This is a genomic window from Sodalis ligni (assembly GCF_016865525.2).
GTDB lineage: Bacteria > Pseudomonadota > Gammaproteobacteria > Enterobacterales > Enterobacteriaceae > Acerihabitans > Acerihabitans ligni.
Map to the genome: position 1 here is coordinate 4,361,543 of NZ_CP075169.1, position 25,423 is coordinate 4,386,965.

A 25,423-nucleotide genomic window follows, 5' to 3' on the forward strand; every position below is an offset into this window, starting at 1 on the left:
AACATTGTTCACTTTCCACCCAGCAGAATTTACCGCTCGAGGCCGTTATCCGTTGCCTGCTTTGCTACATTATTGTAAAGTTTGCCGCCTCATTGGCATGGGGAGATGATAATGTTTATCGGATTCGATTACGGTACCGCCAATTGCTCAGTGGCGGTGATGGAGGGCACCCAGCCGCGCTTGCTGCCGCTGGAAGACACCTCGCCCTATATGGCGTCTATGTTATGCTCGCCGACGAGGGATGCGGTGAGTGAATACCTGCATCGCTTCTGGCAGGTGCCCGCCGGCAGCGACGAGAACCAGCAGCTGTTGCGCCGCGCCATCAACGCCAATCGCGAGGACGATATCATCCTCACGGATCAAAGCCTGCAATTCGGCCAGCGCGCCCTGGCCAACTACATCGCCGACCCGGAAGACGTCTACTTTGTGAAATCCCCGAAGTCTTTCCTGGGCGCCAACGGTCTGAAGCCGCAGCAAATCGCCCTGTTCGAGGATTTGGTCTGCGCCATGATGTGCCATATCAAAAGGCAGGCGGAAACGGCATTATCGGCTCCTATTACCCAGGCCATGATCGGCCGGCCGGTGAACTTCCAGGGCACCGGCGGGGAAGAGTCCAACCGGCAGGCGCAGAATATTTTGCAACGCGCCGCCACGCGCGCCGGCTTTTCAGACGTCGCTTTCCAGTTTGAACCGGTGGCGGCGGGTCTTGACTTCGAAGCCACCCTGCGGGAGGAAAAAATCGTCCTGGTGGTGGATATCGGCGGGGGCACCACCGACTGCTCCTTGCTACTGATGGGACCGGAGTGGCTCAAACAGCGTGATCGCCGGGCGAGCCTGCTGGGGCACAGCGGCTGCCGGGTCGGCGGTAACGATCTGGATATCATGCTGGCGTTTAAACAGCTGACGCCGAGCATCGGTATGGGAGGCATGACCAACAAGGGACTGGCGCTGCCGGCGCTGCCCTTTTGGCAAGCGGTGGCGATAAATGATATCCCGGCGCAAAGCGAGTTTTACAGTACCGCCAACGGACGCTTTTTGCGTGAGCTGATGCTGGGGGCCGCCGACCCCGATCGCCTGAGCGGACTGCTGCAGGTTTATCGGCAGCGATTGAGCTACCGGTTGGTGCGCAGCGCCGAACAGAGCAAAATCGCCCTCTCATCCGAATCGCGCACGGTTGCCCCGCTGGATTTTATCCGCAGCGGCATAGAGGTGCCCATCAGCCAGGCGGAACTGGAGGACGCCATCCGCCAGCCCATGAACCGGATTCAGCAGCAGGTGGACGAGGTCCTGGCGCAAAGCGGCGCCCCGCGCCCGGATGTGGTCTATCTCACGGGCGGCAGCGCGCGCTCCCCTTTGCTGCGAGCGACGGTGGAACGCAGTCTGCCGGGCATTCCCCTCACCGGCGGCGATGATTTCGGTTCGGTCACCGCCGGTTTGGCGCGCTGGGCGCAGCGGCAGTTCGCCGGATAACTCCGTACCGCATGGGCTTATAGCGAGGGGCTGTCGGCGAGCATTCCCTGTTTGAGGATAAAGGCTATCAGCGTTTCCAGCCCCTCGCCGGTTTTCAGGTTGGTAAAAGCCCAGGGCCGCTGCGGCCGCATCCGGTCGGTATCTGATTTCATTACCTCCAGGGAGGCGCCCACGTAAGGGGCCAAATCGATTTTGTTTATCACCAGGAAATCCGATTTGGTAATGCCCGGACCGCCTTTGCGGGGGATTTTTTCCCCTTCGGCGACATCAATAACGTATACCGTCAGGTCCGCCAGCTCAGGGCTGAAGGTGGCGCTGAGGTTATCGCCGCCGCTTTCCACAAAAATGATGTCCAGATTGCCGAATTTCCTCGCCAGATCGTCCACCGCCGCCAGATTCATCGATGCATCTTCACGGATGGCGGTATGAGGACAGCCGCCGGTTTCCACGCCGACGATACGCTCAGCCTCCAGGGCGCCGGCTTCGGTAAGAATGCGCTGGTCTTCCTTGGTATAGATATCATTGGTGACCACCGCCAGTTGATAGCGATGGCGCAGGGATTTGCACAACGCCTCCAGCAGCGCAGTTTTACCGGATCCCACCGGACCGCCCACACCTACACGTAACGGTTGTTTGTACTGTTGCATCATCTTTTCCTAAACGTTATTCGAACAATCAGCGGTCTTGCTCCTTCAGGAACGGAACAAGCGGGAATACTGGGTTTCATGGCAGGACGATGCAATAGCCTGCAGCGGAAAGCTGCCGCCCAATTCATCGTCCTCAAGGGTCATGGCCTTGGCAAACACCTCGGGCAGGGTGGCCGAAAGAACGCGCAGCAGGCTTTGGGCTTTCTGCTGGCCGAACGGCACCAGCTTGAGTCCCGCCATCACGCTGCTTTCCAGCCAGCTATAGCCATAACCCAGCGCCAACGCCCGTAGCGGAACGCCCCATTGCCATCCGAGCCAGGCGAACCCCGCCAACTGGCATTGGCGTACCGCCGGTTGCCACGGCGGGGTGAAAGGCAGGTCCGGCCATTCGGCGATTAACCGTGCCAAGGCTTGGCCCCGCTGCTTCTCTTCGTTGCGCAGCTCGCCGGTTTCCCGGTTCGCCAGCAAAAAATCGCTCCAGCAGGCAAACCCATGGCTATCGTTTTTTTCGCAGGCGCGATATAACCGCACCAGAACCGGCCAGTCTACGCCGCCGAGAGTATCCTCGATAATCCGCTGCTGCCAGCGGACAAAATCCGTATCCGAGGCGACCCAGCCCGCCTCCACCGCGTATTCAAGCCCCTGGGAGTAGGTGAATCCCCCCACCGGCAGGCTGGGACTGATTAACTGCAGCAGGCGCAGCAGCGCCAGATCAGGCATGTCAGTGATGATGATGGCCGTGCGGCGCGCTTTGGTACGCGCCGGCCTCCGGTTCAAAGGGCGCCTGTTCAGTGCTGACCTTCGCCCCCAATCCCCGCGCCATGTCATCCAGCACGTGATCGTGCTGATATCGTACCCAGCCCTGCTCGATTTGCAGAGGCACATGGCGGTTGCCCAGGTGATAACACAGGCGCGCCAGCAGCAGCGGGTTCGTGGCGTAGGCGGTGGAGACGGTTTCCACCGCGGCGATAATGCGCACCACCTCGGCGCCGTCCTCGGTGGACAGCAGCTCGCCGCCGCGCAGGATCTGCCCCCGTGGCAGCATCAAACCGGCCTCGCGGCCGTCATCGAGCATAACCTGCGCCCGGCTTTTCAACCGGGTATCCAAATCGATGGTCAGGGTAGCGGTGGTATCATGGGCATGATCGAGACGTTTTGTTAACACTATCATCCGGGTTCTCTGGCTCTGTTAAAAGTCGGGTATAAAAAGATCGAATCAACACGGTTTGCACAGGCAATCGCCGCACTCGAAAAAACGCATCAGAACAAAAAGTACCGTTGCGCCATGGGCAAAACGCTCGCCGGCTCACACACCAGCAGCTGTCCGTCGGCGCGCACCTGATAGGTTTGCGCATCCACATCGATGGTCGGCTGCCAATGATTATGGATCATATCGGCTTTCCTGACTTGCCGGCATGTCCGCACTTCCCCTATCAGGCTGGCCAGCCCCAGGCGACCGGCCAGTCCGTTGCCGCAGGCCGCCTGGGATAAAAAGGTCATGCGGGTGGCGTGGCGGGCATTGCCCAGCGTGCCGAACATCGGCCGGTAATGCACCGGCTGCGGCGTGGGGATGGAGGCGTTGGCATCCCCCATCGGCGCCATGGCAATCATGCCGCCTTTGATGATCAAAGCGGGCTTAACGCCGAAAAACGCCGGCGACCACAGCACCAGATCCGCCAGTTTCCCCGGTTCGATTGACCCCACCTCATGGGAGATGCCATGGGTAATGGCCGGGTTGATAGTGTACTTGGCGATATAGCGTTTTACCCGGAAATTGTCGTTACGCTCGGTATCCGGCGCCAGCGGGCCGCGCTGCACCTTCATCTTGTGTGCCGCCTGCCAGGTGCGCAGGATAACCTCCCCTACCCGGCCCATGGCCTGGGAATCAGACGACAGCATGGAAAAGGCGCCCAGGTCGTGCAGGATATCTTCCGCGGCAATGGTTTCCCGGCGGATGCGCGATTCGGCAAAGGCCACGTCTTCAGCGATGCCGGCGTCCAGATGATGGCAGACCATCAGCATATCCAGATGCTCGTCGATGGTATTGACGGTATAGGGCATGGTGGGGTTGGTGGAGGACGGCAGGATATTGCCGTAGCCGCACACCCGGATGATGTCGGGCGCATGCCCGCCCCCCGCCCCTTCGGTATGGTAGGTATGAATGGTGCGATCGCCGATGGCCGCCAGGGTATCTTCCACAAACCCCGCTTCATTCAGGGTATCGGTATGGATAGCCACCTGGACGTCGTATTCATCCGCTACCCCGAGGCAGCAATTGATGGCCGCCGGCGTTGATCCCCAGTCCTCATGCAGCTTCAGGCCGATGGCGCCGGCTTCCACCTGCTCCGCCAGGGCTTCCGGCCGGGAAGCGTTGCCCTTGCCGGTAAACCCGATGTTCACCGGCAAGGCGTCCGCCGCCTGCAGCATACGCGCCAGATACCATGGCCCCGGCGTACAGGTGGTGGCATTGGTGCCGGCCGCCGGCCCGGTGCCGCCGCCGATCATGGTGGTCACACCGGAACAAATGGCTTCTTCCACCTGCTGCGGACAAATAAAATGTATATGGCTGTCGATGCCGCCGGCGGTGACGATTTTGCCTTCCGCCGCCACCACTTCGGTACCCGGACCGATGGCAATGGTCACTCCCGGCTGTATATCGGGATTGCCGGCTTTGCCGATAGCCATAATACGGCCGTCTTTAACGCCGATATCCGCCTTGACGATGCCCCAATGATCGATGATAAGCGCGTTGGTCAGCACCAGATCGGCGCAAAACGCCGAGGTCATCTGGCCTTGTCCCATGCCGTCGCGAATCACCTTGCCGCCGCCGAACTTCACCTCTTCGCCGTAAACGGTGAAATCTTTTTCCACTTCAATCCACAGTTCGGTATCCGCCAGCCGCACCCTGTCGCCCTGGGTCGGACCGAACATTTCGGCATAAGCGCGCCGTGAGATTTTGCTCATGAGGATGGCTCCAGCTTGCCCATTATCTCGCCGCGAAAACCGTATACTTCGCGCCGGCCGTCATAGGCCACCAGTTCCACGTCCCGGGACTGGCCCGGTTCGAAGCGCACCGCGGTACCGGCGGCGATGTCCAGCCGGAAACCCCGAGTCGGCCCGCGATGGAAATGCAGCGCAGGATTGACTTCAAAAAAATGGTAATGGGAACCCACCTGCACCGGCCGATCGCCGTGATTGGCCACCGTTACCGAGATTCGCGGCCGGCCGGCATTCAGGTCGATGTCACCGGAGGCGATACGCATTTCACCTGGAATCATGATAAATATCCTGTCAGATAATGGGGTCGTGAACGGTCACCAGTTTGGTTCCGTCCGGAAAGGTGGCCTCAACCTGCACATCGGGGATCATTTCCGGCACCCCTTCCATCACATCGTCACGGGTCAAGACTTCACGGCCGGCGCTCATCAGCTCGGCCACCGTCAAACCATCGCGGGCCCCTTCCAGGATAGCCGCGCTTATAAGGGCCACCGCTTCCGGATAGTTGAGTTTCAAGCCGCGGGCGCGGCGGCGCTCCGCCAGCAGCGCCGCGGTAAACAGCAGCAATTTATCTTTCTCTCTCGGGGACAGCTCCATATCTTGCTCCTAAAGTCGCCCAATTGTTTTTTATGAGAAAAAACCTGTCGCGCCAGAACCCTGGCCAAAACCATAGCATTGCAAATATCACGCCAGCGATAACGGGCGGTTATCATCCCGCCAGGCACGATTTCAGGTCAGCCGCCGCACCATGGCGGCGCAGCGGCGACGATTTGCACCAGCCGGGGGCATATCACGCATTCAGGTGGACCAGATGCGCGGCGGCACCGCCTGCCGGTCCAGCATCAGCGGCCTTAGCAGGGCCCATATTCCGTGTAGAATTTCCTGCAAGCGCTGATTGTCATTATCCAGCAGCCGCACCATCAACAGCTGGTCCACCAGCGTGGCGCCCGCTGCCGGCAGCGCTGAGCGGGATAATAAAACGCGGACGTTATCCAGCATCTCACCGCTGGCGGGCGCGGCGAAAAAGGTACCGATCAGGGGATAACCGGCCAGTTTATCCAGTTTGCCCCCCTCGATGCCCAGCCGTTCATAAAGCCCCGCCGAACCGGGTAAGCGGATACGCAGCACGCTGTGGCATCGGCCGCGATGAAAACTTTCCCCCATCACCGGACGCCCCAGGCAAAAGGTCTCGAATCCCAGCAGACGCGCGCCGGCTTGCAGGGTAAATTCACTGTTTATCGCAACATTGGCGGCAGGAAATAGAATATTCCCCTGCGGCAGCCATTCCAGCACGCTGTCCTCTTCAAGGGAAAATTTTTGCGTCAGCCGTGCCTCGGCTCCGGCGCTGCGGTAAAATTTGGTCGCCCCCGGCATGGTCATCACGGCATGGCTGCGTTGTTCCAGGCGCACCGACAGCTCAAGCCGGTCGCCCCCCACCACTCCGCCCGGCGGATGCAGGAGATAGACATGGGGATGGTCCTCTTCCGGGTAAAACGCGCGCTGTACGGTGAAGGGGCCGCTATGGGCGCACCGGATCATCGCCGTACGCCGGCCGCGGCGAGCAAAGGTCAGATCCAACCGGCCAAGCCAGCCGGCCGCCTCGTCATCGGCCGTCTGATTCACCGGCATTTCATCATTTGCTGCGCCAGGGTGCATTTTGTCCTTAAGTCTCGCCTCGACTCTCGCCTCAACTCTTGTCTCAAAGAAAAGGTCTCAAAGAAGTCATCGCAAAAAGAGGGTTAATCATGTCCCCGGCAAACGGCCGGGGCTCGAGACACCGTACTCGCTGGGAAAGGGATTACCGCCAGGCGCTGGCCTGCTCCAGTAACGCATAGTCATCGTCACGCAGGGTCAGGGTCAAGGCATTCGCCACTTCCTCCAGCTGTTCGAGGGAGGTGGCGCTGACAATGGGCGCGGTGATGCCGGGCCGCTGTATCTGCCAGGCCAGGGCCACCTGGGTAGGCGTGGCCCGGTAGCGCTCGCTCACCGCATCCAGGGCGTGCAGGATACGCAGGCCGCGGGTATTGAGATAGGTGCTGATGACCTTCTCGCCCCGTTTGCTTTTTGCGGCGTCCTCTTTGGCGCGGTATTTGCCGGACAGAAAGCCGCTGGCCAGGGCGTAGTAGTTAATGACGCCGACGCCGTGGGCGGTGACAACGGGCTCCAAATCCTGCTCATACTCCTGCCGATCGTAGAGGTTATATTGCGGTTGCAGGGTTTCGTAGCGTGCCAGCCCGTTCTGTTCGCTGATGCGCAGCGCCTGCGCCAGCCGGGGGCCGGAATAATTGGATGCCCCGATGGCCCGCACCTTGCCCTCTTTGATTAACGCGTCGAACGCGCCCAGGGTTTCTTCCAAAGGCACGGATTCGTCATCGGAATGGGACTGGTACAAATCGATATAGTCGGTTTGCAGCCGGCGCAAAGAAGCCTCCACCGCCTGCTTGATATAGGCGGCCGACAGTCCTTCTTTACCCGCGCCCATCGGCTTGCCCACTTTGGTGGCGAGGATAATCCCGTCGCGCTTGCCGGTTTTCTTCAGCCAATTGCCGATGATAGTCTCCGATTCGCCGCCCTGGTTGCCGTCAACCCAGGCGGAATACACATCCGCGGTGTCGATGAAATTAAGTTCTCTTTCCGCCAAGGCATCGAGGATGCGAAAGGAGGCGGCCTGATCGATGGTCCAGCCGAAGACGTTGCCGCCGAAACAGAGTTTGGGAACGGCAATGCCTGAACGGCCCAGCGTTCTGGTTTTCATACTCTCTCCTTGATCTGTCATGTTGATATGGGAAGTGTAAAACGTTATTGCGCCCGCGGGTATTAATCTGTTTTACCAAGTATTACCGGCTATGGAAATGAGATTCTCGTCGTCCGACATATTATCCCGCTGGCGCTGCCGGCTGTGCAGCGCTTCCTGCTGCAGCCACTCCGTCAGCAGCCGCAACGCCGGCGATAGCGCGGATTGCTCGGGAAAGACCAGATAATAGGCCGCGCCGCTTCGCAGGCAGTGGGAAAATGGCGCGATTAAACGGCCGGCCTGCAGCTCATACTCAATCAGGCACAGATCGCCTATGGCGATGCCATAGCCTTGTATGGCCGCGGTCATAGCCAAATCAAGGGTATCGAAATGCTGCGCCTTGGCCGCCGGCAGGCCGTCCCGGCCGGCGGCCTTCAGCCACGCCAGCCAGTCGCGTCCGTCGCGGGTGGGATGCAGCAGGGTTTTATCCGCCAGTCCGTCCGCGATGGCGGCGTTTTCCCGCCAGAGTTCCGGCACGCACACCGGCGTCAGCACCTCGTCGAACAAATGGATGGCGCACAGCTGTTTATCCGCCGGCCGGCCATAGAGCACCGCCGCATCAAAATGCTCATGGCGAAAATCCACGCCGTGGGTGATGGAGGTGGTCAGCGCGATGTCGATTTCCGGATGCCCTGCCTGCAGTTGGATTACCCGCGGCAGCAGCCAGCGCATGACGCAGGTGGGACATTTAACCCGCAGCGTATCCGGCTTGGCGTTGAACCCGTCCAGGGCGGTATCGATTTGTTCCATAGCCTGCTGCAGCGGGGCCAATAATTCGGCGCCTCGCGCGGTTAACACCAGCCCGCGGGCCCGCCGGATAAACAGCGCGGCCCCCAGATGCTGCTCCAGGCCGGCAATCTGCCGGCTGACCGCCCCCTGGGTAATATGCAGCCGCTGCGCCGCATGGGTGAAGTTCAGCTGTTCCGCCACAATCACAAAGGTTTTCAATACATCCAGTGAAGGAAGTGCGCCCATGACCCTACCCGCTATAATTTTTCCATGACAATAAAGATCACCTCGGTCCAAGGCCATACTGCCATTGGAGCCATGATCCCGCAACATGGCAACCATGATGAATTATCCATTGTCCGCCGGTGGGATCTGTTGCTTAATCGTTGAACATTGTCCATTACACAACTTTACCCCCGGTATTTTGCCCCCGGCCGGTATCCATAGAGGGACCATTCCATGCAGAGCGTTATTCCCGCCCGCTCTAAGCTGCCTGACGTCGGCACCACCATATTTACCACCATCGGCCAGTTGAGCGCCGAACACCATGCCGTGAATCTCGCCGCGGGCTCGCCGAGTTTCGATTGCGATCCCCAACTGGTGGACTACACCGCCGAAGCCATGCGCGCCGGACATAATCAGTATTCGGCGATGACCGGCCTGCCGGCGCTGCGCGAAGCCTTGGCGGAAAAGGTGGCGAGACTATACGGCAGTCATTACGACCCCGCACGGGAGGTCACCATTATCGCCAGCGCCAGCCAGGGACTGTACAGCGCCATAAGCGCCCTGGTCCATCCGGGGGATGAAGTCATCTATTTCGAGCCGGCCTTCGACAGCTACGCGCCCATCACCCGCCTGCAGGGGGCGGTGCCGGTACCGGTGAAAATCTCCCTTGACGACCTGCGTATCGATTGGGACGCGGTGTCCGCGGCCGTTACGTCCCGCACCCGGATGATCATCGTCAACAGTCCCCACAATCCCACCGGCATGGCTTTTAGCGAAGAGGATATCCGTCGGCTCACCGCCTTGACCGAGAATACGGATATCCTGATTCTCTCCGATGAAGTGTACGAGCATATGGTATTCGACGGCCAGCCCCACCGGAGCATGGCCGCCTACCCGGCTCTCGCCGCGCGCAGCGTGGTGGTGTCGTCCTTCGGCAAGACCTACGGCGTCACCGGCTGGCGGGTGGGTTACTGCCTGGCGCCGGCGGAGCTCATGTGGGAGATCCGCAAAGTGCATCAGTTCATGGTATTCGCCGCCGACACGCCGATGCAATACGCCTTCGCCACTGCACTGGAAAACCCCGACAGCTATTTGCGCCTGCCGGCATTTTACCAGCACAAACGCGACCTGCTGACGCAGGCGCTGGCGTCCTCGCCTTTCCATGTGATGCCAAGCGCAGGGAGTTTTTTCCTATTGGCGCGCTTTCGCCATTTTTCCTCTATGAGTGATAATGACATGGCCGTGGGATTGATACGGGACGCGAAAGTCTCTTCCATACCCTTGTCGGCGTTTTACAATGACGGCACCGAAACCGGCATGATAAGGCTCAGCTTTGCCAAGGACGACGAGACATTGCTCGAAGGCGCGCGCCGGCTGTGCGCCTGGGGCACCGTCTGAGGAATCGCGATCTTTATCCAGAAGCATCGTATTTACCTTTGACCATTGACCTTTAACAGGACTTAAAATGAATAAATTTTCCGCCTTAGTGCTCATTACCTGTGGATTGGCCGTTTTGCCGGCGCTGGCCGCTGAAGGAACGATCCGTTTTGGCCTCGAAGCGCTTTATCCCCCCTTTGAATCGAAATCCCCCACCGGCGAACTGCAAGGTTTCGATATCGATTTAGGCAATGCCGTCTGCCAGGCCGCCAAGGCAAAGTGCCAATGGCTGGATACCTCATTTGACGGCCTGATCCCGGCGCTGCAGGGCCGCAAATTCGATGCCATCAATTCGGCGATGAACGTCACGGAGAAACGCAGACAGGCCATCGATTTCACCGATGTGATATATCGCGTGCCGACAAAACTCATTGCCCGCGCCGACAGCGGATTAACCGCCACCCCAGAGGCGCTGAAAGGCAAAAACGTCGGCGTCCTGCAGGGCTCCATTCAGGAATCCTATGCCAATGCCCATTGGGCAAGCCAGGGCGTCCATGTGGTGTCCTACCAGGATCAAAACCAGGTCTATATGGATCTGGCTTCCGGCCGCCTGGATAGCACGCTGGTACTGGCGCCGGCCGGCCAGTCCGGTTTCCTGGCCCAGCCGCAGGGCAAAGGTTTCGCTTTTGTCGGCGATGCGGTCAGCGACGATAACATTCTCGGCAGCGGCATCGCTTTTGGTATCCGTAAAGGCGATGATGCCTTGAAACGGCAGTTGAACGCGGCTATCGCCAAGGTAAAAGCCCAGGGTACGATTAAAATCCTGGCGCATAAATATTTCGGCGATATCGACGTTTCGGCGCCGCAATAATATTCCATCACTATCGCTTGGTCCCCATTGCCAACCCTTGCCAGAGGAATGGGGACACTACCGCCATGGAAATCGAATTTACTGAAAATAAATAAATTTTAAAGAGACACACTAATATTATTCATTTTCCAAGAAAATCGACCTTCATTTGAAAACCGTTAATCCCATACCCTGCGAAATAGCCCGCCGTCAATGAAGCGCGGCAGGTCAACCGGTTTTCCGAGCCCTTATCGTAATATTTCAGCAATCGATTCTATTTGTATAACCAGTTGGTAAAAATGCTGTTACTCCTACATTGGTCCCAGAGCGAGAGGGAATACACCGTCAATCCTGCCTTATAGGAAAAGGCGTTTCAGGATGGGCGAATGTGGTTCGGCAGTTAACCGTAAATGGTCAATGTTGGCATATATAATCGAGTTCATTTATAACTAACTGAACATTCTGACAAATATTAATAAGGACTGGTATATGTATACATTCTCTCGTTATCAGGCAAAAGAGCTGGCTTTAGCCTATATGAGCAGTAAACAGCATGTTCTGTCCCCAACTGAATTTTTACAGCAAATGAAAAAAATCGAGAGATTATTTGATGATTTACTCAAACAAAAGAGTGAAAGCATCAGCGCATAGCCACGGGCGACGACAATGTCATTATACTGAACGCAGCGTCCTCTGCCAAAACATCACTACCGGTTCGGCTGAAGCCGCCGCGCCGTTCCGGTAATAAACGCTTTTGTCAGCGCTTTCGGCGCGCCGCTGACAGATTCACGGCCTACCCTGACGGTACCTCCATACTTCCTCCATATTTACCGGCCCATTTCTGACTAAAATAACTATAGGAATTTCCCTTTTCGCAGGGACATGCGATCCTTGTGCCCTGCTCGCATGACGTGAAGGTAAAGATATCAATGAAGGGTAAACGCATTGGACGCTTACTTGGCTTAACAGTAGTGCTATTGATTATTGTCATTGGCGCCGTGGTGGTCTGGCGTCATTTCCATCAGCCGTCCATACCCGCGACGGCGGAAGGCGGACGCCATCACGGCGGCGAACGGCAACACGCCGCCCAGCAGGGCGGCGGACGGCGTCAGCAGCAGGCTTTGCCGCCGGTTCAGGCGGCGCAGGCGCAGCAAAAGTCAGTGCCCTATTATCTCTCCGGCCTGGGCACGGTTACCGCCGCCGCAACCGTGACGGTGCGCAGCCGCGTGGACGGCCAGCTTATGGCGCTGCATTTTGACGAAGGGCAGTGGGTGAAGGCCGGAACCTTGCTGGCTGAAATCGATCCCCGGCCGTTCGACGTGGCGTTGCAGCAGGCTAGGGGGCAGTTGGCCAAAGATCAGGCCACCCTCGCCAACGCGCGGCAGGACTTGACCCGCTACCGGAATCTGGTGAAAACCAGTATGGTCTCCCGCCAGCAGATGGATACCCAGCAATCCACGGTGAATGAATATGAAGGCCAGATCCAGGTAGACCAAGGGGCGGTGGCCAGCGCCGAGCTGCAGCTGGCTTACAGCCGCATTACCGCGCCTATCGACGGACGCGTGGGTCTGCGACAGGTGGATGTGGGCAATTATATTACCAGCGCCGATACCACCGGCATTGTGATAATAACCCAAACCCGGCCCATCGACGTGGTGTTCACTCTGCCAGAAAACGATATCCCTACGGTTATCAAGGGGCAAAAAAACGGCGTACTGCCGGCACAAGCCTGGGATCGCACCAATAAGCAAAAGCTCACCGACGGTAAATTACTGAGCCTGGATAACCAGATTGATACCGCCACCGGCACGGTGAAACTGAAAGCGCGTTTCGACAATACCGACGACAGCCTGTTCCCCAATCAATTCGTCAATATACGGATGAAAGTGGATACCCTGCAAAATGCGGTGGTGGTTCCTCCTGCCGCGGTGCAAATGAATAACGACGGGCATTTCGTTTGGGTGTTGAATGATGATAATCAGGTCAGCCAGCATCGCGTCACCACCGGTATGGAGGACAGCCGGCAGGTGGTGATTACCGCCGGACTGGAAGCGGGACAGCGGGTGGTTACCGATGGCATCGATCGCCTGACCGAAGGCGCCAAAGTTGAAGTGGTATCCCCGGTCAATACGGAAACATCCCCGGTTTATATACCGAAACACCGGGGAGAAAAGTCCTGATGGAGGTTTTGCCCAGCCACAACGGCGGTCCCTCAAGGCTGTTTATACTCAGGCCGGTGGCCACTACGCTGCTCATGATAGCCATTCTGCTGGCCGGCATCATCGGTTATCGGACGCTGCCGGTATCGGCGCTGCCGGAAGTGGATTACCCCACCATCCAGGTGGTCACGCTGTACCCCGGCGCCAGTCCGGATGTCGTGACCTCCGCCATCACCGCGCCGCTGGAACGCCAGTTCGGCCAGATGTCGGGACTGCAGCAGATGTCATCCCGAAGCTCCGGCGGCGCGTCGGTCATCGTCCTGCAATTCCAGCTGTCGCTGCCGCTGGACGTGGCCGAACAGGAAGTGCAGGCGGCAATCAATAACGCCACCAACCTGCTGCCGTCCGATTTGCCCAATCCGCCGGTGTACAGCAAGGTCAACCCGGCCGACCCGCCCATCATGACCCTGGCGGTCACCTCCACCTCCATGTCGATGATCCAGGTGGAAGACATGGTGGAGACCCGGGTGGCGCAAAAGATTTCCCAGGTTACCGGCGTCGGCCTGGTGTCCATATCCGGCGGGCAGCGTCCGGCGGTACGGGTAAAGCTGAACGCCCAGGCGCTGGCGGCCTATGGCCTGGACAGTGAAACGGTGCGCACCGCCATCGCGGCCGCCAACGTCAACACGCCTAAAGGCAGTCTGGACGGGCCTGAGCGGTCGGTGACCCTGTCCGCCAACGATCAGATGAAATCCGCCGATGATTACCGCCGGCTGATTATCAGCTGGCAGAACGGCGCCCCGGTCAGGTTAGGGGATGTGGCCACCATCGAACAGGGGGCGGAAAACGTCTATCTGGGCGCCTGGGCCAATCGCCAGCCGGCCATCGTAATGAATATCCAGCGTCAGCCCGGCGCCAACGTCATCACCACCGCCGACAATATCCGCGCTTTATTGCCGGCCCTTACCGCCAGCCTGCCCAAATCCGTTACCGTATCGCTGCTGGCGGATCGTACCGTCAATATCCGCGCATCGGTCAGCGACGTACAGTTTGAACTGCTGCTGTCCATTGCCCTGGTGGTCATGGTGATCTACCTGTTTTTGCGCAACGCCGCGGCAACGGTTATCCCGGCGGTGGCCGTGCCGCTCTCCCTGGTGGGAACCTTTGCGGTGATGTATATGCTGGGCTTCTCCATCAATAACCTGACGCTGATGGCGCTCACCATTGCCACCGGGTTTGTGGTGGATGACGCCATCGTGGTAATTGAAAATATCTCCCGCTACATCGAACAGGGGGAAAAGCCCCTGGCGGCGGCGCTGAAAGGCGCCGGGGAAATCGGATTTACCATTATTTCATTAACGGTTTCCCTGATCGCGGTGCTGATTCCGCTGCTCTTCATGGGCGATATCGTCGGTCGGCTGTTCCGGGAATTCGCCGTCACCCTGGCCATCGCCATCCTGATTTCCGCCGTTGTATCGCTGACGCTGACGCCGATGATGTGCGCTCGCATGCTGAGCTACGAATCGCTGCGCAGGCAGAATCGGTTTACCCGCGCCAGCGAGCGGCTGTTTGAACGGGTGGTGGCCGGTTACGGCCGCGCCCTGGAAAAGGTGCTTCGCCATCCCTGGCAAACGCTGGTGGTGGCCCTGAGCATGCTGGCCCTGACGATTTTGCTCTATCTGTTCATTCCGAAAGGCTTCTTCCCCACCCAGGACAACGGCGTCATCCAGGGAACGGTCCAGGCCGCGCAGAGCGTTTCGTTCAGCAACATGGCCCGGCGCCAGCAGGCCGTGGTATCCACCATCATGCGCGACCCGGCGGTTGAAAGCGTCTCTTCCCTTATCGGCGTGGACGGCACCAACGCCACGTTGAACAGCGGCCGGCTGCAGATCAATCTCAAACCCCTGGGACAACGGGCCGATCGTGTGGATGTGGTTATCGCCAGGCTGCAGCGGGCCGTCGACGGATTAACCGGTATCCGGCTCTATTTGCAGCCGATACAGGATCTCACCATCGATACCCAGCTCAGCTATACCCAATATCAGTTTACCCTCCAGTCCCTGTCCCTGGAGGATTTGAATAAATGGGTGCCGCGGCTGCTGGAACGCCTGCAGGCCCTGCCGCAGCTAAGGGATGTGGGCAGCGATTTGCAAGACCAGGGCCTGGAAGCCTATATCAGGGTGGATCGCGACAGCGCCAGCCGCCTGGGCATCAGCATGACGGATGTGGACAATGCCTTGTACAACGCGTTCGGCCAGCGATTGATTTCAACGATTTATACCCAGGCCAGCCAGTACCGGGTGGTGCTGCAACATGACACAGACGCCAGCCCCGGCCTGGCGGCGCTGGGGGATATCCGCCTGAAAGGCAGCGATGGCAATATTGTCCCCTTGAGCGCCATCACCAGCGTGCAGCAGCGCCTGGGGCCGCTGTCGATAAACCATCAGGAGCAGTTCCCTTCCGCCACCGTCTCGTTCAACCTGGCGCCGGGCTACTCGCTGGGAGAAGCGGTATCCGCCATCAAACAGGCCGAGCAGTCGCTGGAGCTCCCCGCCACCATCAGCACCCGCTTCCAGGGCAGCACCATGGCGTTCCAAGCGGCGCTGAACAGCACCGTCTGGCTGATTGTGGCGGCCATCGTGGCGGTGTATATCGTGCTCGGGGTGCTGTATGAGAGCTTTATCCACCCGGTTACCATCCTCTCCACCCTGCCCACCGCGGGGGTGGGCGCACTGCTGGCGCTGATTATCTCCGGCCACGAACTGGACGTCATCGCCATCATCGGCATTATCCTCCTGATCGGTATCGTCAAAAAGAACGCCATCATGATGATAGACTTCGCGCTGGCCGCCGAGCGGGAAAAGGGCATGACGCCTTACGATGCCATCTATCAGGCCAGTTTGCTGCGCTTCCGGCCGATTCTGATGACCACCCTGGCGGCGCTGTTCGGCGCCCTGCCGCTGATGTTCAGCACCGGGGTCGGCGCCGAGCTGCGCCGTCCGCTGGGAATCTGCATGGTAGGCGGCCTGGTGGTCAGCCAGGTGCTGACGCTGTTTACCACGCCGGTGATTTATCTGCTGTTTGATCGCCTGTCGCGCAACCGCCCCCAGGTGGAAGAAACGCCGGAGTCGGTATGAAATTTCTCGCCCTGTTCATCTACCGCCCGGTGGCCACGTTATTGCTGATGCTGGCCATTGCGTTATGCGGCGTGCTGGGTTTCAGGCTATTGCCGGTGGCGCCGCTGCCCCAGGTGGATTTTCCGGTGATTGTGGTATCGGCCTCGCTGCCGGGCGCATCCCCCGATACCATGGCCTCCTCGGTGGCCACGCCGCTGGAGCGGGCGCTGGGCCATGTGGCCGGGGTGAACGAAATGACCTCCAACAGCACCCTTGGCTCGACCCGCGTTATTCTGCAATTCGATCTGGATCGTGATATCAACGGCGCCGCACGCGACGTGCAGGCGGCCATCAACGCCGCGCAGAACCTGCTGCCAAGCGGCATGCCCGGCCGGCCGCAGTACCGTAAGGTCAATCCCTCCGACGCCCCCATCATGATCCTGACCCTCACCTCGGATACCTACAGCCAGGGTCAATTGTATGATATCGCCTCCACCGAGCTGGCGCAGAACATCTCGCAGATGGAGGGCGTCGGCGATGTCACGGTGGGCGGGGGTTCGCTGCCGGCGGTGCGGGTGGAGCTAAACCCTCTGGCGCTGTTCAACCAGGGTGTTACCCTTGACCAGGTGCGCGACGCCATTAGCCAGGCCAACGTCCGGCTCCCGCAGGGGGTGGTGGAAGACCGGCAGTCCCGCTGGCAAATCCGCACCAACGATGCCCTGCATACCGCCAAGGAGTATCAGCCGCTTATCGTGCATTACAGCGACAATAGCGCCGTGCGGCTGCAGGATGTGGCCCAGGTGAAAGACTCCGTGCAGGACGTGCGCAACGCCGGCATGGCCGGCGGCAAGCCGGCGATATTGATTGCCATCCAGCGTTCGCCGGATGCCAATATCATCTCGACGGTGAAAACCATCCGCGACTCACTGCCCGCGCTGCGGGCCTCCATTCCCGCCGGTATCGATCTGGCCGTCGCCCAGGACAGATCCCCCACCATCCGCGCGTCCCTGGCGGAAGTGGAACAATCATTGGTAATAGCGGTGGTGCTGGTTGTCCTGGTGGTGCTGCTGTTCCTGCGCTCCTGGCGCGCCACGCTGATACCGGCGCTGGCGGTGCCGGTATCGCTGATCGGGACCTTCGCCGCCATGTACCTGTGCGGTTTCAGCCTGAATAATATTTCGCTGATGGCGCTGACCATCGCCACCGGTTTTGTGGTGGACGACGCCATTGTGGTGATGGAAAATATCACCCGCCACGTGGAAAACGGCATAAAGCCTCTGTCGGCGGCGCTGCTGGGGGTGCGCGAAGTGGGGTTCACCGTCTTGTCCATGAGCCTGTCGCTGATTGCGGTATTTATTCCCCTGTTATTGATGGGCGGCTTACCGGGCCGGCTGTTTCGGGAATTTGCCGTGACCCTGTCCGTGGCCATCGTCATTTCCCTGGCGGTATCGCTGACGCTGACGCCTATGCTGTGCGCCCGGTTATTGCGCAGCCGTCCCCACGCCGCGGCCCGCCGCTACAGTTTCGCCGCTTTGCTGCAAGCCTTGCAGCTGCGCTATGCCCGCTCGCTGCAATGGGTACTGACCCACGCCCGCTGGGTATTGCTGCTGTTTATCGCCACCCTGGCGCTGAATATCTGGCTCTATATCGCCATACCCAAAACCTTTTTGCCGGAGCAGGACACCGGCCGGGTGCTGGGTTTTATCCAGGCCGACCAGAGCATATCGTTCCAGGCCATGCGCGGCAAGCTGCAGGATTTCATGCGCATCGTCCGGGAGGATCCGGCGGTGGACAACGTTACCGGTTATACCGGCGGTTCACGCCCCCACAGCGGCTCGATGTATATTTCACTGAAACCGCTGTCCGAACGCAAGGACAGCGCGCAGCAGATTATCGACCGCCTGCGGCTCAAGCTGGCAAAAGAGCCCGGCGCCAGCCTGTTCCTCATGGCGGTGCAGGACGTCCGTATCGGCGGGCGCCAGGCCAACGCCAGCTATCAATACAGTTTACTGGCCGACAATATCGAGGATTTGCGCGAATGGGAGCCGAAAGTGCGTAAGGCGTTGATGGCGCTGCCGCAGTTGGCGGATATCAGCTCCGACCAGCAGGATAAGGGCTCGGAGCTGGATCTGGTTTACGATCGCGATGTGCTGGCGCGGCTGGGGCTGTCAGTCTCCGATGTGAACAATCTGCTGAACAATGCGTTCGGCCAACGGCAGATCTCCACCATTTATCAACCCCTCAATCAATATAAGGTGGTGATGGAAGTGGCCTCGCCCTATACACAGGACCCTAGTACGCTGGAACATATGTTTTTGAATAACAGCGAAGGCCAGCCGATTCCCCTGTCGTCCTTCGCCCATTGGCAGCCGGCCAATGCGCCGCTGGCGGTGAACCATCAAGGACTGTCCGCCTCGTCCACTATCGCCTTCAATCTGCCGGACGGCGTGGCGCTGTCGGACGCGACGGCGGCCATCGAGCGGACCATGACGCAGTTGGGCGTGCCCCCCAGCGTGCGCGGCGGTTTTTCCGGCACCGCCCAGGCTTACGAGCAGAGCGAGCAAACCCAGCTGCTGCTGATTCTGGCGGCGGTGGCGACGGTCTATATTGTCCTCGGCATTCTGTATGAAAGCTATGTCCACCCGCTGACCATACTGTCGACGCTGCCCTCGGCCGGAATCGGCGCGCTGCTGGCCCTGGAGCTTTTTAACGCGCCGTTCAGTTTAATCGCCCTGATAGGCATTCTGCTGCTGATAGGCATTGTGAAGAAAAACGCCATCATGATGGTGGATTTCGCCCTCACCGCCCAACGGCAAAGCGGCATCAGCGCCCATGACGCCATTTTCCAGGCCTGCCAACTGCGCTTTAGGCCCATCATCATGACCACGCTGGCCGCGCTGTTCGGCGCGCTGCCGCTGGTTCTGAGCCGGGGCGACGGCGCTGAGCTGCGCGAGCCCCTGGGCATTACCATTGTCGGCGGATTAATCGTCAGCCAGCTGATGACGCTGTATACCACCCCCGTCATTTACCTGTTTTTCGATAAATTACGGATCAAGCGCCGTACGGTTCCTCATTTCTCAACCCCCAAAGAAGAGTAACGATCGCATGAGATGGCATCCTTTCCAACACCACGTAGCGACCGCCGATCCCCGCCCTTCCGCGTCGGTACACTGGCAACTTTGGACAGTCGCATTCGGCTTTTTTATGCAGACGCTGGACACCACCATCGTCAATACCGCCCTGCCCTCCATGGCGAAAAGCCTGCATGAAAATCCGCTGCATATGCATTCGGTAATCGTCTCTTATGTGCTGACGGTGGCCATGATGCTGCCGGCCAGCGGCTGGCTGGCGGACCGTTTCGGGGTCAAAAAGGTCTTCTTCAGCGCGATTTTACTGTTTACCCTGGGGTCGCTGCTGTGCGCCCGTTCCTCCACCCTGCATGAACTGGAGATTTCCCGGGTTATCCAGGGTATCGGCGGGGCGATGATGGTGCCGGTGGGGCGTCTGACGGTGATGAAAATCGTGCCCCGATCCCAGTATATGGCGGCGATGGCCTTTGTTACCATGCCCGGGCAGGTCGGCCCGCTGCTGGGACCGGCCCTGGGCGGTTTTCTGGTGGAATATGCCAGCTGGCATTGGATATTTTTGATCAACCTACCGGTGGGTGCCGTCGGCGCGGTGATAACCTGGCTGCTGATGCCCAATTATACCATGCAGACCCGTGGCTTCGATTTTTTCGGGTTTGTGCTGCTGGCGGTGGGCATGGCCACCCTGACCCTGGCCCTGGGAGGAAGCCGGAGTCTGGAGCTCGGCCCGCGGTATATCGCCCTGCTGGCGGTGGTGGGCGTTCTGGCGCTGCTGGGCTACTGGCTGCACGCCAGGCGTAACGAAGATGCCCTGTTCAATCTCAAGCTGTTTGAAACCCCCACCTTCTCTCTGGGTCTGCTGGGCAGCCTGCTGGGGAGAATCGGTAGCGGGATGCTGCCGTTCATGACGCCGCTGTTTTTACAGTTGGGAGTGGGTTTCGCCCCGTTTCACGCGGGGCTGATGATGATTCCCATGGTGATAGGCAGCATGGGCACCAAGCGCATGATCGTGCAGATCGTTAACCGCTTCGGTTACCGTGCCGTGCTGACCGGGGCGACGCTGGCGCTGGCGGCCGTCAACCTGGTTTTCCCGCTGGTGGCGCTGATGGGCTGGATTTATGCCATACCGGTGGTGCTGTTTTTCCAGGGCGTGGTTAACGCCATGCGTTTTACCTCCATGAACACCTTAACGCTGAAAGATTTGCCGGACACCCTGGCCAGCGGCGGCAACAGCTTGTTGTCCATGGTCATGCAGCTGTCCATGAGCCTGGGAGTCACCACCGCGGGGATTCTGCTCGGCCTGTTTGTCGCCTCGCACGCTCCCTCCACCAGCCCCGCCAATATGCACGGGGTGTTTATCGCCACCTACCTCTGTATGGCGGTGGTTATCGCCCTGCCGGCGCTGGTTTTTCTCAGGGTACCGCCGGATACCGTGAAAAATGCCGTACTGACGGAACAGGAAGACAAAAGCTAACGAGGTCATCATGAAATTCGGCGTTACCGCTAAATTGTTCCTTGCTATTTTCGCCACGTGCATGCTGGTGGTGATCACTATGCATTGGGGCGTAAGGCTGAGTTTCGAACGGGGCTTTATCGATTATATCAAACGCACCAATAACCAGCGGATTGCGCTGTTGGACAATGCCTTGACCGAGCAATATCAATTGCACGGCAACTGGGGTTTCCTGCGCAATAATGAGCGGTTCGTCTACCAATTGCTGCGTTCTTTTGAACAAAACCCCGATGAGGGGAGAAATTATCCCCCCCACGGCCTGCGCACCCAAATCTGGGTAGTTGACGGGGAATTGCACAAGCTGGTGGGTCCCGACGGCCCCCTGCCCGACGAAGGACCGCGCCTGCCCATTACCGTCAACGATGAAGTGGTGGGCTGGGTGATGTCGACCCCGGTGGAGCGGCTGACGCGGGAGGCGGATATCAGTTTTGACAAACAGCAGCAGCGCACCAGCTGGCTAATTGTCGCCCTGGCCGGCCTGTTGGCGGCAGCGGTGGCCTGGCTCACCGCCCGCGGTCTGCTGGCGCCCGTCAAACGGCTGGTAAAGGGCACCCACCAGTTGGCCGCCGGCAACTTTTCCGCCCGCGTCATGGCCGATACCCAGGATGAACTGGGGCGATTGGCCAGCGATTTTAATCAGTTGGCGGTATCGCTGGAAAAAAATGACGCCATGCGGCGGGAATTCATGGCCGACATCTCACATGAATTACGCACTCCGCTGGCGATATTGCGCGGCGAACTGGAAGCGCTGCAGGACGGCGTCAGAAAACCTACCGCCGACTCCCTGTCCTCGCTCCAGGGAGAGGTGTTGATCCTGACGAAGCTGGTGGACGATTTGCACCAATTATCACTGTCGGATTCGGGTGCGCTGGCCTACCGCAAAAGCCGGGTCGACGTCATACATCTTCTGCAGATTGCCGTGGCGGCCTGCCGGGAAAGGTTTAGTCTCAAGGGGCTGGATATTTCCCTGTCGCTGCCCGAACAGGCCTTGGTATTCGGCGATCCGGACCGCTTGACCCAACTGTTCCATAACCTGCTGGAAAACAGCCTGCGTTATACCGACCCGCCGGGACGACTGGTTATCAACGGTCTTATCCAGGGTGATTCACTGACCCTGCGCTGGCAAGACAGCGCGCCGGGGGTGGCGGAGTCGCAGCTATCGCAGATTTTCGAACGTTTTTACCGCGCCGAAGGCTCGCGCAATCGCTCCAGCGGCGGATCCGGCCTGGGACTGCCCATTTGCCAAAACATTGTTGAGGCCCACGGCGGCAATCTGAGCGCAGCACATTCAACTTTAGGCGGTCTGCAAATAGCGGTAGTATTACCTCTGGATTCCAGAACGGCCAGGATCTTATGACTGAACATGACGCCCAACCGTTGACCATTTTAATTGTGGAAGATGAGCCCAAACTGGGACAGCTGCTGGTGGATTACCTGCAGGCGGCCGATTTTCATACCCACTGGCTGACCCGCGGCGATAAGGTGGTGGATTATCTGCACCAGTCGCCGCCGGCGCTGATATTGCTGGATCTTATGCTGCCCGGCCGCGACGGCCTCTCCCTGTGCCGCGATATCCGGCATTTTTCCGATGTACCCATTGTCATGATGACCGCAAAAACCGAAGAAATCGATCGGCTGCTGGGGCTTGAGATCGGCGCGGATGATTACATCTGCAAACCCTATAGCCCGCGGGAAGTGGTGGCCCGGGTTAAGGCCATTATCCGCCGCAGCTACCGCCCCCTTGCCGCGTTACCCGTCCCCAGTCCATTGCTGATTGATGAAAACAGGTTCAAAGCCAGCTACCGCGCCATGCCGCTGGACTTGACCCCGGCGGAATTCCGGCTGCTGAAAATCCTGGCCAGCGAACCGGGCAAGGTTTTTTCGCGGGAAACCCTGCTCAACCAGTTGTACGATGATTATCGCGTGGTCACCGACCGCACCATTGACAGCCATATCAAAAACTTGCGCCGCAAGCTTGAAAGCCTGACGGAAGATGTCCCCTTCATACGTGCGGTTTACGGTATGGGATACCGTTGGGAAGCAGAGCCCTGTGAATTAATTTAACCGATTCAGCCACGGTATATTGTCGGACTTCTCCTATACTGATAAGTGAGCGCAAGTGCGTTCAGGCGGTTTAAAAGGAGGCCCGCTATGGCTACCGTGCATTATGAGCTGCAAAAAGTAAGGAACGGACACTATCTTTTCAAACTTAAAGGAAAAAATGGTGAAATCATTCTTGCCAGCGAAACGTTTTGCAGCAAAGCGTCCGCGGAGAATGCCATCACCTTCGCCCGCTATAACGCTCCGGACGAACACAATTACGAGCTTAAAAAGAGCACCGACGAGCACCCCTATTTTATATTACGGGGCAAAAATGAACAGATTCTCGGATTAGGCGGCCCCTACAGCAGCGAATCCGATGCTCGCCTAGGTATCAAAGCGGCCATGGAATGCGCCGCCACGGAAGAGATTATGGATTTGACTCATTGAGGGTATTTTGACGTTATGAGCATAGCTTCGCCGGGGCTCTCCTTGTGACTCCGGCGATATAACCTCCGTCTGCCGTTGTACTCTCTCGCCTCATCAGCGGAAAAACGCCCGGAAAGCTCAAGATCAGGGCGGTCAATGCATTTTTTGCTGATTTTTTCCCCTTCCGGGTCTAAAATCGCGTCCTTCCCACAGGCGCCCGGTCTTTCACCGGGCGCCGGGCAAACTGACTTGACATCAGACGAGATTAGACATGTTTATTCCGGAACTCCTCTCCCCCGCCGGCTCATTGAAAAATATGCGCTACGCCTTTGCCTATGGCGCCGACGCCGTATATGCCGGCCAGCCGCGCTACAGCCTGCGGGTGCGCAATAATGAATTTAACCACGAGAACCTGGCCATCGGCATCGCTGAAGCCCATAGCCTGGGGAAACAATTTTACGTTGTGGTAAATATCGCGCCCCATAACGCCAAACTGAAGACCTTTATCCGCGATCTGCAGCCGGTGGTGGCGATGGGCCCCGATGCGCTGATCATGTCCGATCCCGGCCTTATCATGATGGTGCGCCAGGCTTTTCCGGCAATGCCTATCCACCTGTCGGTGCAGGCTAACGCAGTAAACTGGGCAACGGTGAAATTCTGGCGGCAGGCCGGTTTAACGCGGGTGATCCTGTCTCGTGAACTGTCATTGGAAGAGATTGCCGAAATACGCCGGGAAGTGCCGGATATCGAACTGGAAGTGTTTGTCCACGGCGCGCTGTGCATGGCTTATTCCGGCCGCTGCCTGCTGTCCGGTTATATCAATAAACGGGATCCGAACCAGGGCGCCTGCACCAACGCCTGCCGCTGGGAATATAACGTCCGGGAAGGCAAAGAAGATGATATCGGCAATATTGTCCATCAATATGAGCCCATTCCGGTCACCGCCGTCGAGCCTACCCTTGGCATCGGAGCTCCCACCGACAAGGTCTTCATGCTGGAAGAAAAGCAGCGTCCCGGGGAATACATGACCGCCTTCGAGGATGAGCACGGAACCTACATCATGAACTCGAAAGATCTGCGGGCCATCGCCCATGTGGAACGGCTGACGGCGATGGGGGTGCATTCGCTGAAGATCGAGGGCCGCACCAAATCCTTCTATTATTGCGCCCGGACCGCCCAGGTCTATCGCCGGGCGATTGATGATGCGGCCGCCGGCAAACCCTTTGACCCGACACTGCTGCGCACCCTTGAAGGCCTGGCGCATCGCGGCTACACCGAAGGTTTTCTTCGCCGCCATGTCCATGAGGACCAGCAAAATTACGATTACGGTTATTCGGTATCCGACACTCAGCAGTTCGTGGGAGAATTTACCGGCCACCGCCGCGACGGCCTGGCGGAAGTGGCGGTGAAAAATAAATTCTCCCTGGGGGACAGCGTCGAATTGATGACCCCCCAGGGCAATATCACGTTTACCCTCGAACAGATTACCGATATTAAAGGAAACGCCGCCCAGGTCGCTCCCGGCAACGGCCATACCGTCTTTTTACCGGTGCCTGAAGCGCTGGATATCCGTTTCGCATTACTGCTGAGGAACCTGGACGGCACCACCACCCGCGATCCGCACGGTAAATCCGCTGCCCTGCCGCTTAAGGATCGTGAAATATCCGGAAGTTAGAATTGTGTCACAATACGCCTAGCCGGCAACGCGTATGATGCGCTTGCTGAAACCAAACGGATAATAACGACCCAGCTACACCAGGAACCACCTCTTTCGCCAGCTCATCCTCCCTTGAGCTGGCTTTTTATTTTGCATTGCCGTTCCTTTACGGTTTTGACCCGCCCGCGGCAAAACGCGTTTTGTTCCTCGACTTTCCCGACGCCGACGTTAGTATCTAAACTAGATAAAGGCACTACGCCCGCCGTTGAACATCGTGCCGGGCGGGGACCACATCTCTCCCGCCCTAAGATCAACAGACAGGATTAATGGAATC

General features: G+C 58.7%; 21 protein-coding genes. 12 read left to right on the forward strand and 9 right to left on the reverse strand.

What is annotated here, in order from left to right:
- Nucleotides 1–111: 111 nt before the first annotated feature.
- On the forward strand, nucleotides 112–1,470 hold the full coding sequence (gene yegD, locus GTU79_RS20395) for a molecular chaperone (RefSeq protein WP_203523665.1): 1,359 nt from the start codon (nucleotides 112–114) through the stop codon (nucleotides 1,468–1,470).
- 17 nt (nucleotides 1,471–1,487) lie between these two features.
- Here the strand turns inward: yegD and ureG are convergent, their stop codons facing one another.
- The 9 genes from ureG to GTU79_RS20440 all read right to left on the reverse strand — a co-directional run bounded on the left by ureG (nucleotide 1,488) and on the right by GTU79_RS20440 (nucleotide 8,883).
- The gene (gene ureG, locus GTU79_RS20400; protein ID WP_203523666.1) at nucleotides 1,488–2,117 is read right to left on the reverse strand and encodes an urease accessory protein UreG; all 630 of its coding nucleotides are present in this window, start codon (nucleotides 2,115–2,117) and stop codon (nucleotides 1,488–1,490) included.
- Nucleotides 2,118–2,162: 45 nt separating this feature from the next.
- The gene (locus GTU79_RS20405) at nucleotides 2,163–2,837 is read right to left on the reverse strand and encodes an urease accessory protein UreF (protein WP_203523801.1); all 675 of its coding nucleotides are present in this window, start codon (nucleotides 2,835–2,837) and stop codon (nucleotides 2,163–2,165) included.
- A 1-nt stretch (nucleotide 2,838) separates the two neighbouring features.
- Nucleotides 2,839–3,288: an urease accessory protein UreE gene (gene ureE, locus GTU79_RS20410; RefSeq protein ID WP_203523667.1), complete on the reverse strand. Its 450-nt coding sequence runs from the start codon at nucleotides 3,286–3,288 to the stop codon at nucleotides 2,839–2,841.
- 89 nt (nucleotides 3,289–3,377) lie between these two features.
- Nucleotides 3,378–5,081 (reverse strand): urease subunit alpha, encoded by a 1,704-nt coding sequence (ureC, locus tag GTU79_RS20415; RefSeq protein ID WP_203523668.1) that lies wholly within the window; start codon nucleotides 5,079–5,081, stop codon nucleotides 3,378–3,380.
- The gene (locus GTU79_RS20420; protein WP_132926940.1) at nucleotides 5,078–5,395 is read right to left on the reverse strand and encodes an urease subunit beta; all 318 of its coding nucleotides are present in this window, start codon (nucleotides 5,393–5,395) and stop codon (nucleotides 5,078–5,080) included. The genes ureC and GTU79_RS20420 overlap by 4 nt, the downstream gene beginning before the upstream one ends.
- Before the next feature lie 13 nt (nucleotides 5,396–5,408).
- On the reverse strand, nucleotides 5,409–5,711 hold the full coding sequence (locus tag GTU79_RS20425; RefSeq protein WP_132926938.1) for an urease subunit gamma: 303 nt from the start codon (nucleotides 5,709–5,711) through the stop codon (nucleotides 5,409–5,411).
- Between the two features lie 201 nt (nucleotides 5,712–5,912).
- Nucleotides 5,913–6,737 carry an urease accessory protein UreD gene (locus tag GTU79_RS20430; protein ID WP_203523669.1) on the reverse strand — a complete coding sequence of 275 codons (825 nt, stop codon included), beginning with the start codon at nucleotides 6,735–6,737 and terminating at the stop codon, nucleotides 5,913–5,915.
- 175 nt (nucleotides 6,738–6,912) lie between these two features.
- Nucleotides 6,913–7,869, reverse strand: a complete 957-nt coding sequence (locus GTU79_RS20435) for an aldo/keto reductase (RefSeq protein WP_203523670.1) — start codon at nucleotides 7,867–7,869, stop codon at nucleotides 6,913–6,915.
- A 72-nt stretch (nucleotides 7,870–7,941) separates the two neighbouring features.
- Nucleotides 7,942–8,883, reverse strand: a complete 942-nt coding sequence (locus GTU79_RS20440; RefSeq protein ID WP_253073384.1) for a LysR substrate-binding domain-containing protein — start codon at nucleotides 8,881–8,883, stop codon at nucleotides 7,942–7,944.
- Between the two features lie 213 nt (nucleotides 8,884–9,096).
- Between GTU79_RS20440 and GTU79_RS20445 the strand changes: the two genes are divergently transcribed.
- From GTU79_RS20445 to trhP, 11 genes are all read left to right on the forward strand, one after another.
- On the forward strand, nucleotides 9,097–10,260 hold the full coding sequence (locus tag GTU79_RS20445) for a methionine aminotransferase (RefSeq protein ID WP_203523671.1): 1,164 nt from the start codon (nucleotides 9,097–9,099) through the stop codon (nucleotides 10,258–10,260).
- A gap of 67 nt (nucleotides 10,261–10,327) precedes the next feature.
- Nucleotides 10,328–11,110 carry an ABC transporter substrate-binding protein gene (locus GTU79_RS20450; protein ID WP_203523672.1) on the forward strand — a complete coding sequence of 261 codons (783 nt, stop codon included), beginning with the start codon at nucleotides 10,328–10,330 and terminating at the stop codon, nucleotides 11,108–11,110.
- Nucleotides 11,111–11,578: 468 nt separating this feature from the next.
- Entirely contained in the window at nucleotides 11,579–11,740 is a 162-nt protein-coding gene (locus GTU79_RS20455) for a hypothetical protein (RefSeq protein ID WP_165934259.1), read from the forward strand.
- 272 nt (nucleotides 11,741–12,012) lie between these two features.
- A complete protein-coding gene (locus GTU79_RS20460; protein ID WP_413726989.1) occupies nucleotides 12,013–13,269 on the forward strand; it encodes an MdtA/MuxA family multidrug efflux RND transporter periplasmic adaptor subunit in 1,257 nt (418 codons plus the stop codon).
- The gene (locus GTU79_RS20465; protein WP_203523673.1) at nucleotides 13,269–16,385 is read left to right on the forward strand and encodes an MdtB/MuxB family multidrug efflux RND transporter permease subunit; all 3,117 of its coding nucleotides are present in this window, start codon (nucleotides 13,269–13,271) and stop codon (nucleotides 16,383–16,385) included. Before GTU79_RS20460 ends, GTU79_RS20465 begins: the two co-directional genes overlap by 1 nt.
- On the forward strand, nucleotides 16,382–19,462 hold the full coding sequence (gene mdtC, locus GTU79_RS20470) for a multidrug efflux RND transporter permease subunit MdtC (protein ID WP_214513320.1): 3,081 nt from the start codon (nucleotides 16,382–16,384) through the stop codon (nucleotides 19,460–19,462). Before GTU79_RS20465 ends, mdtC begins: the two co-directional genes overlap by 4 nt.
- Nucleotides 19,463–19,469: 7 nt before the next feature.
- On the forward strand, nucleotides 19,470–20,924 hold the full coding sequence (gene mdtD, locus GTU79_RS20475) for a multidrug transporter subunit MdtD (protein ID WP_132926922.1): 1,455 nt from the start codon (nucleotides 19,470–19,472) through the stop codon (nucleotides 20,922–20,924).
- Between the two features lie 10 nt (nucleotides 20,925–20,934).
- Entirely contained in the window at nucleotides 20,935–22,320 is a 1,386-nt protein-coding gene (baeS, locus tag GTU79_RS20480; RefSeq protein ID WP_203523675.1) for an envelope stress sensor histidine kinase BaeS, read from the forward strand.
- Nucleotides 22,317–23,027, forward strand: coding sequence for an envelope stress response regulator BaeR (baeR, locus tag GTU79_RS20485; RefSeq protein ID WP_132926918.1), 711 nt, complete (start codon nucleotides 22,317–22,319; stop codon nucleotides 23,025–23,027). The genes baeS and baeR overlap by 4 nt, the downstream gene beginning before the upstream one ends.
- 87 nt (nucleotides 23,028–23,114) lie before the next feature.
- Nucleotides 23,115–23,453, forward strand: a complete 339-nt coding sequence (locus GTU79_RS20490) for a YegP family protein (protein WP_132926916.1) — start codon at nucleotides 23,115–23,117, stop codon at nucleotides 23,451–23,453.
- Nucleotides 23,454–23,703: 250 nt separating this feature from the next.
- Nucleotides 23,704–25,107: a prephenate-dependent tRNA uridine(34) hydroxylase TrhP gene (gene trhP / locus GTU79_RS20495; protein WP_203523676.1), complete on the forward strand. Its 1,404-nt coding sequence runs from the start codon at nucleotides 23,704–23,706 to the stop codon at nucleotides 25,105–25,107.
- Nucleotides 25,108–25,423 lie beyond the last annotated feature (316 nt).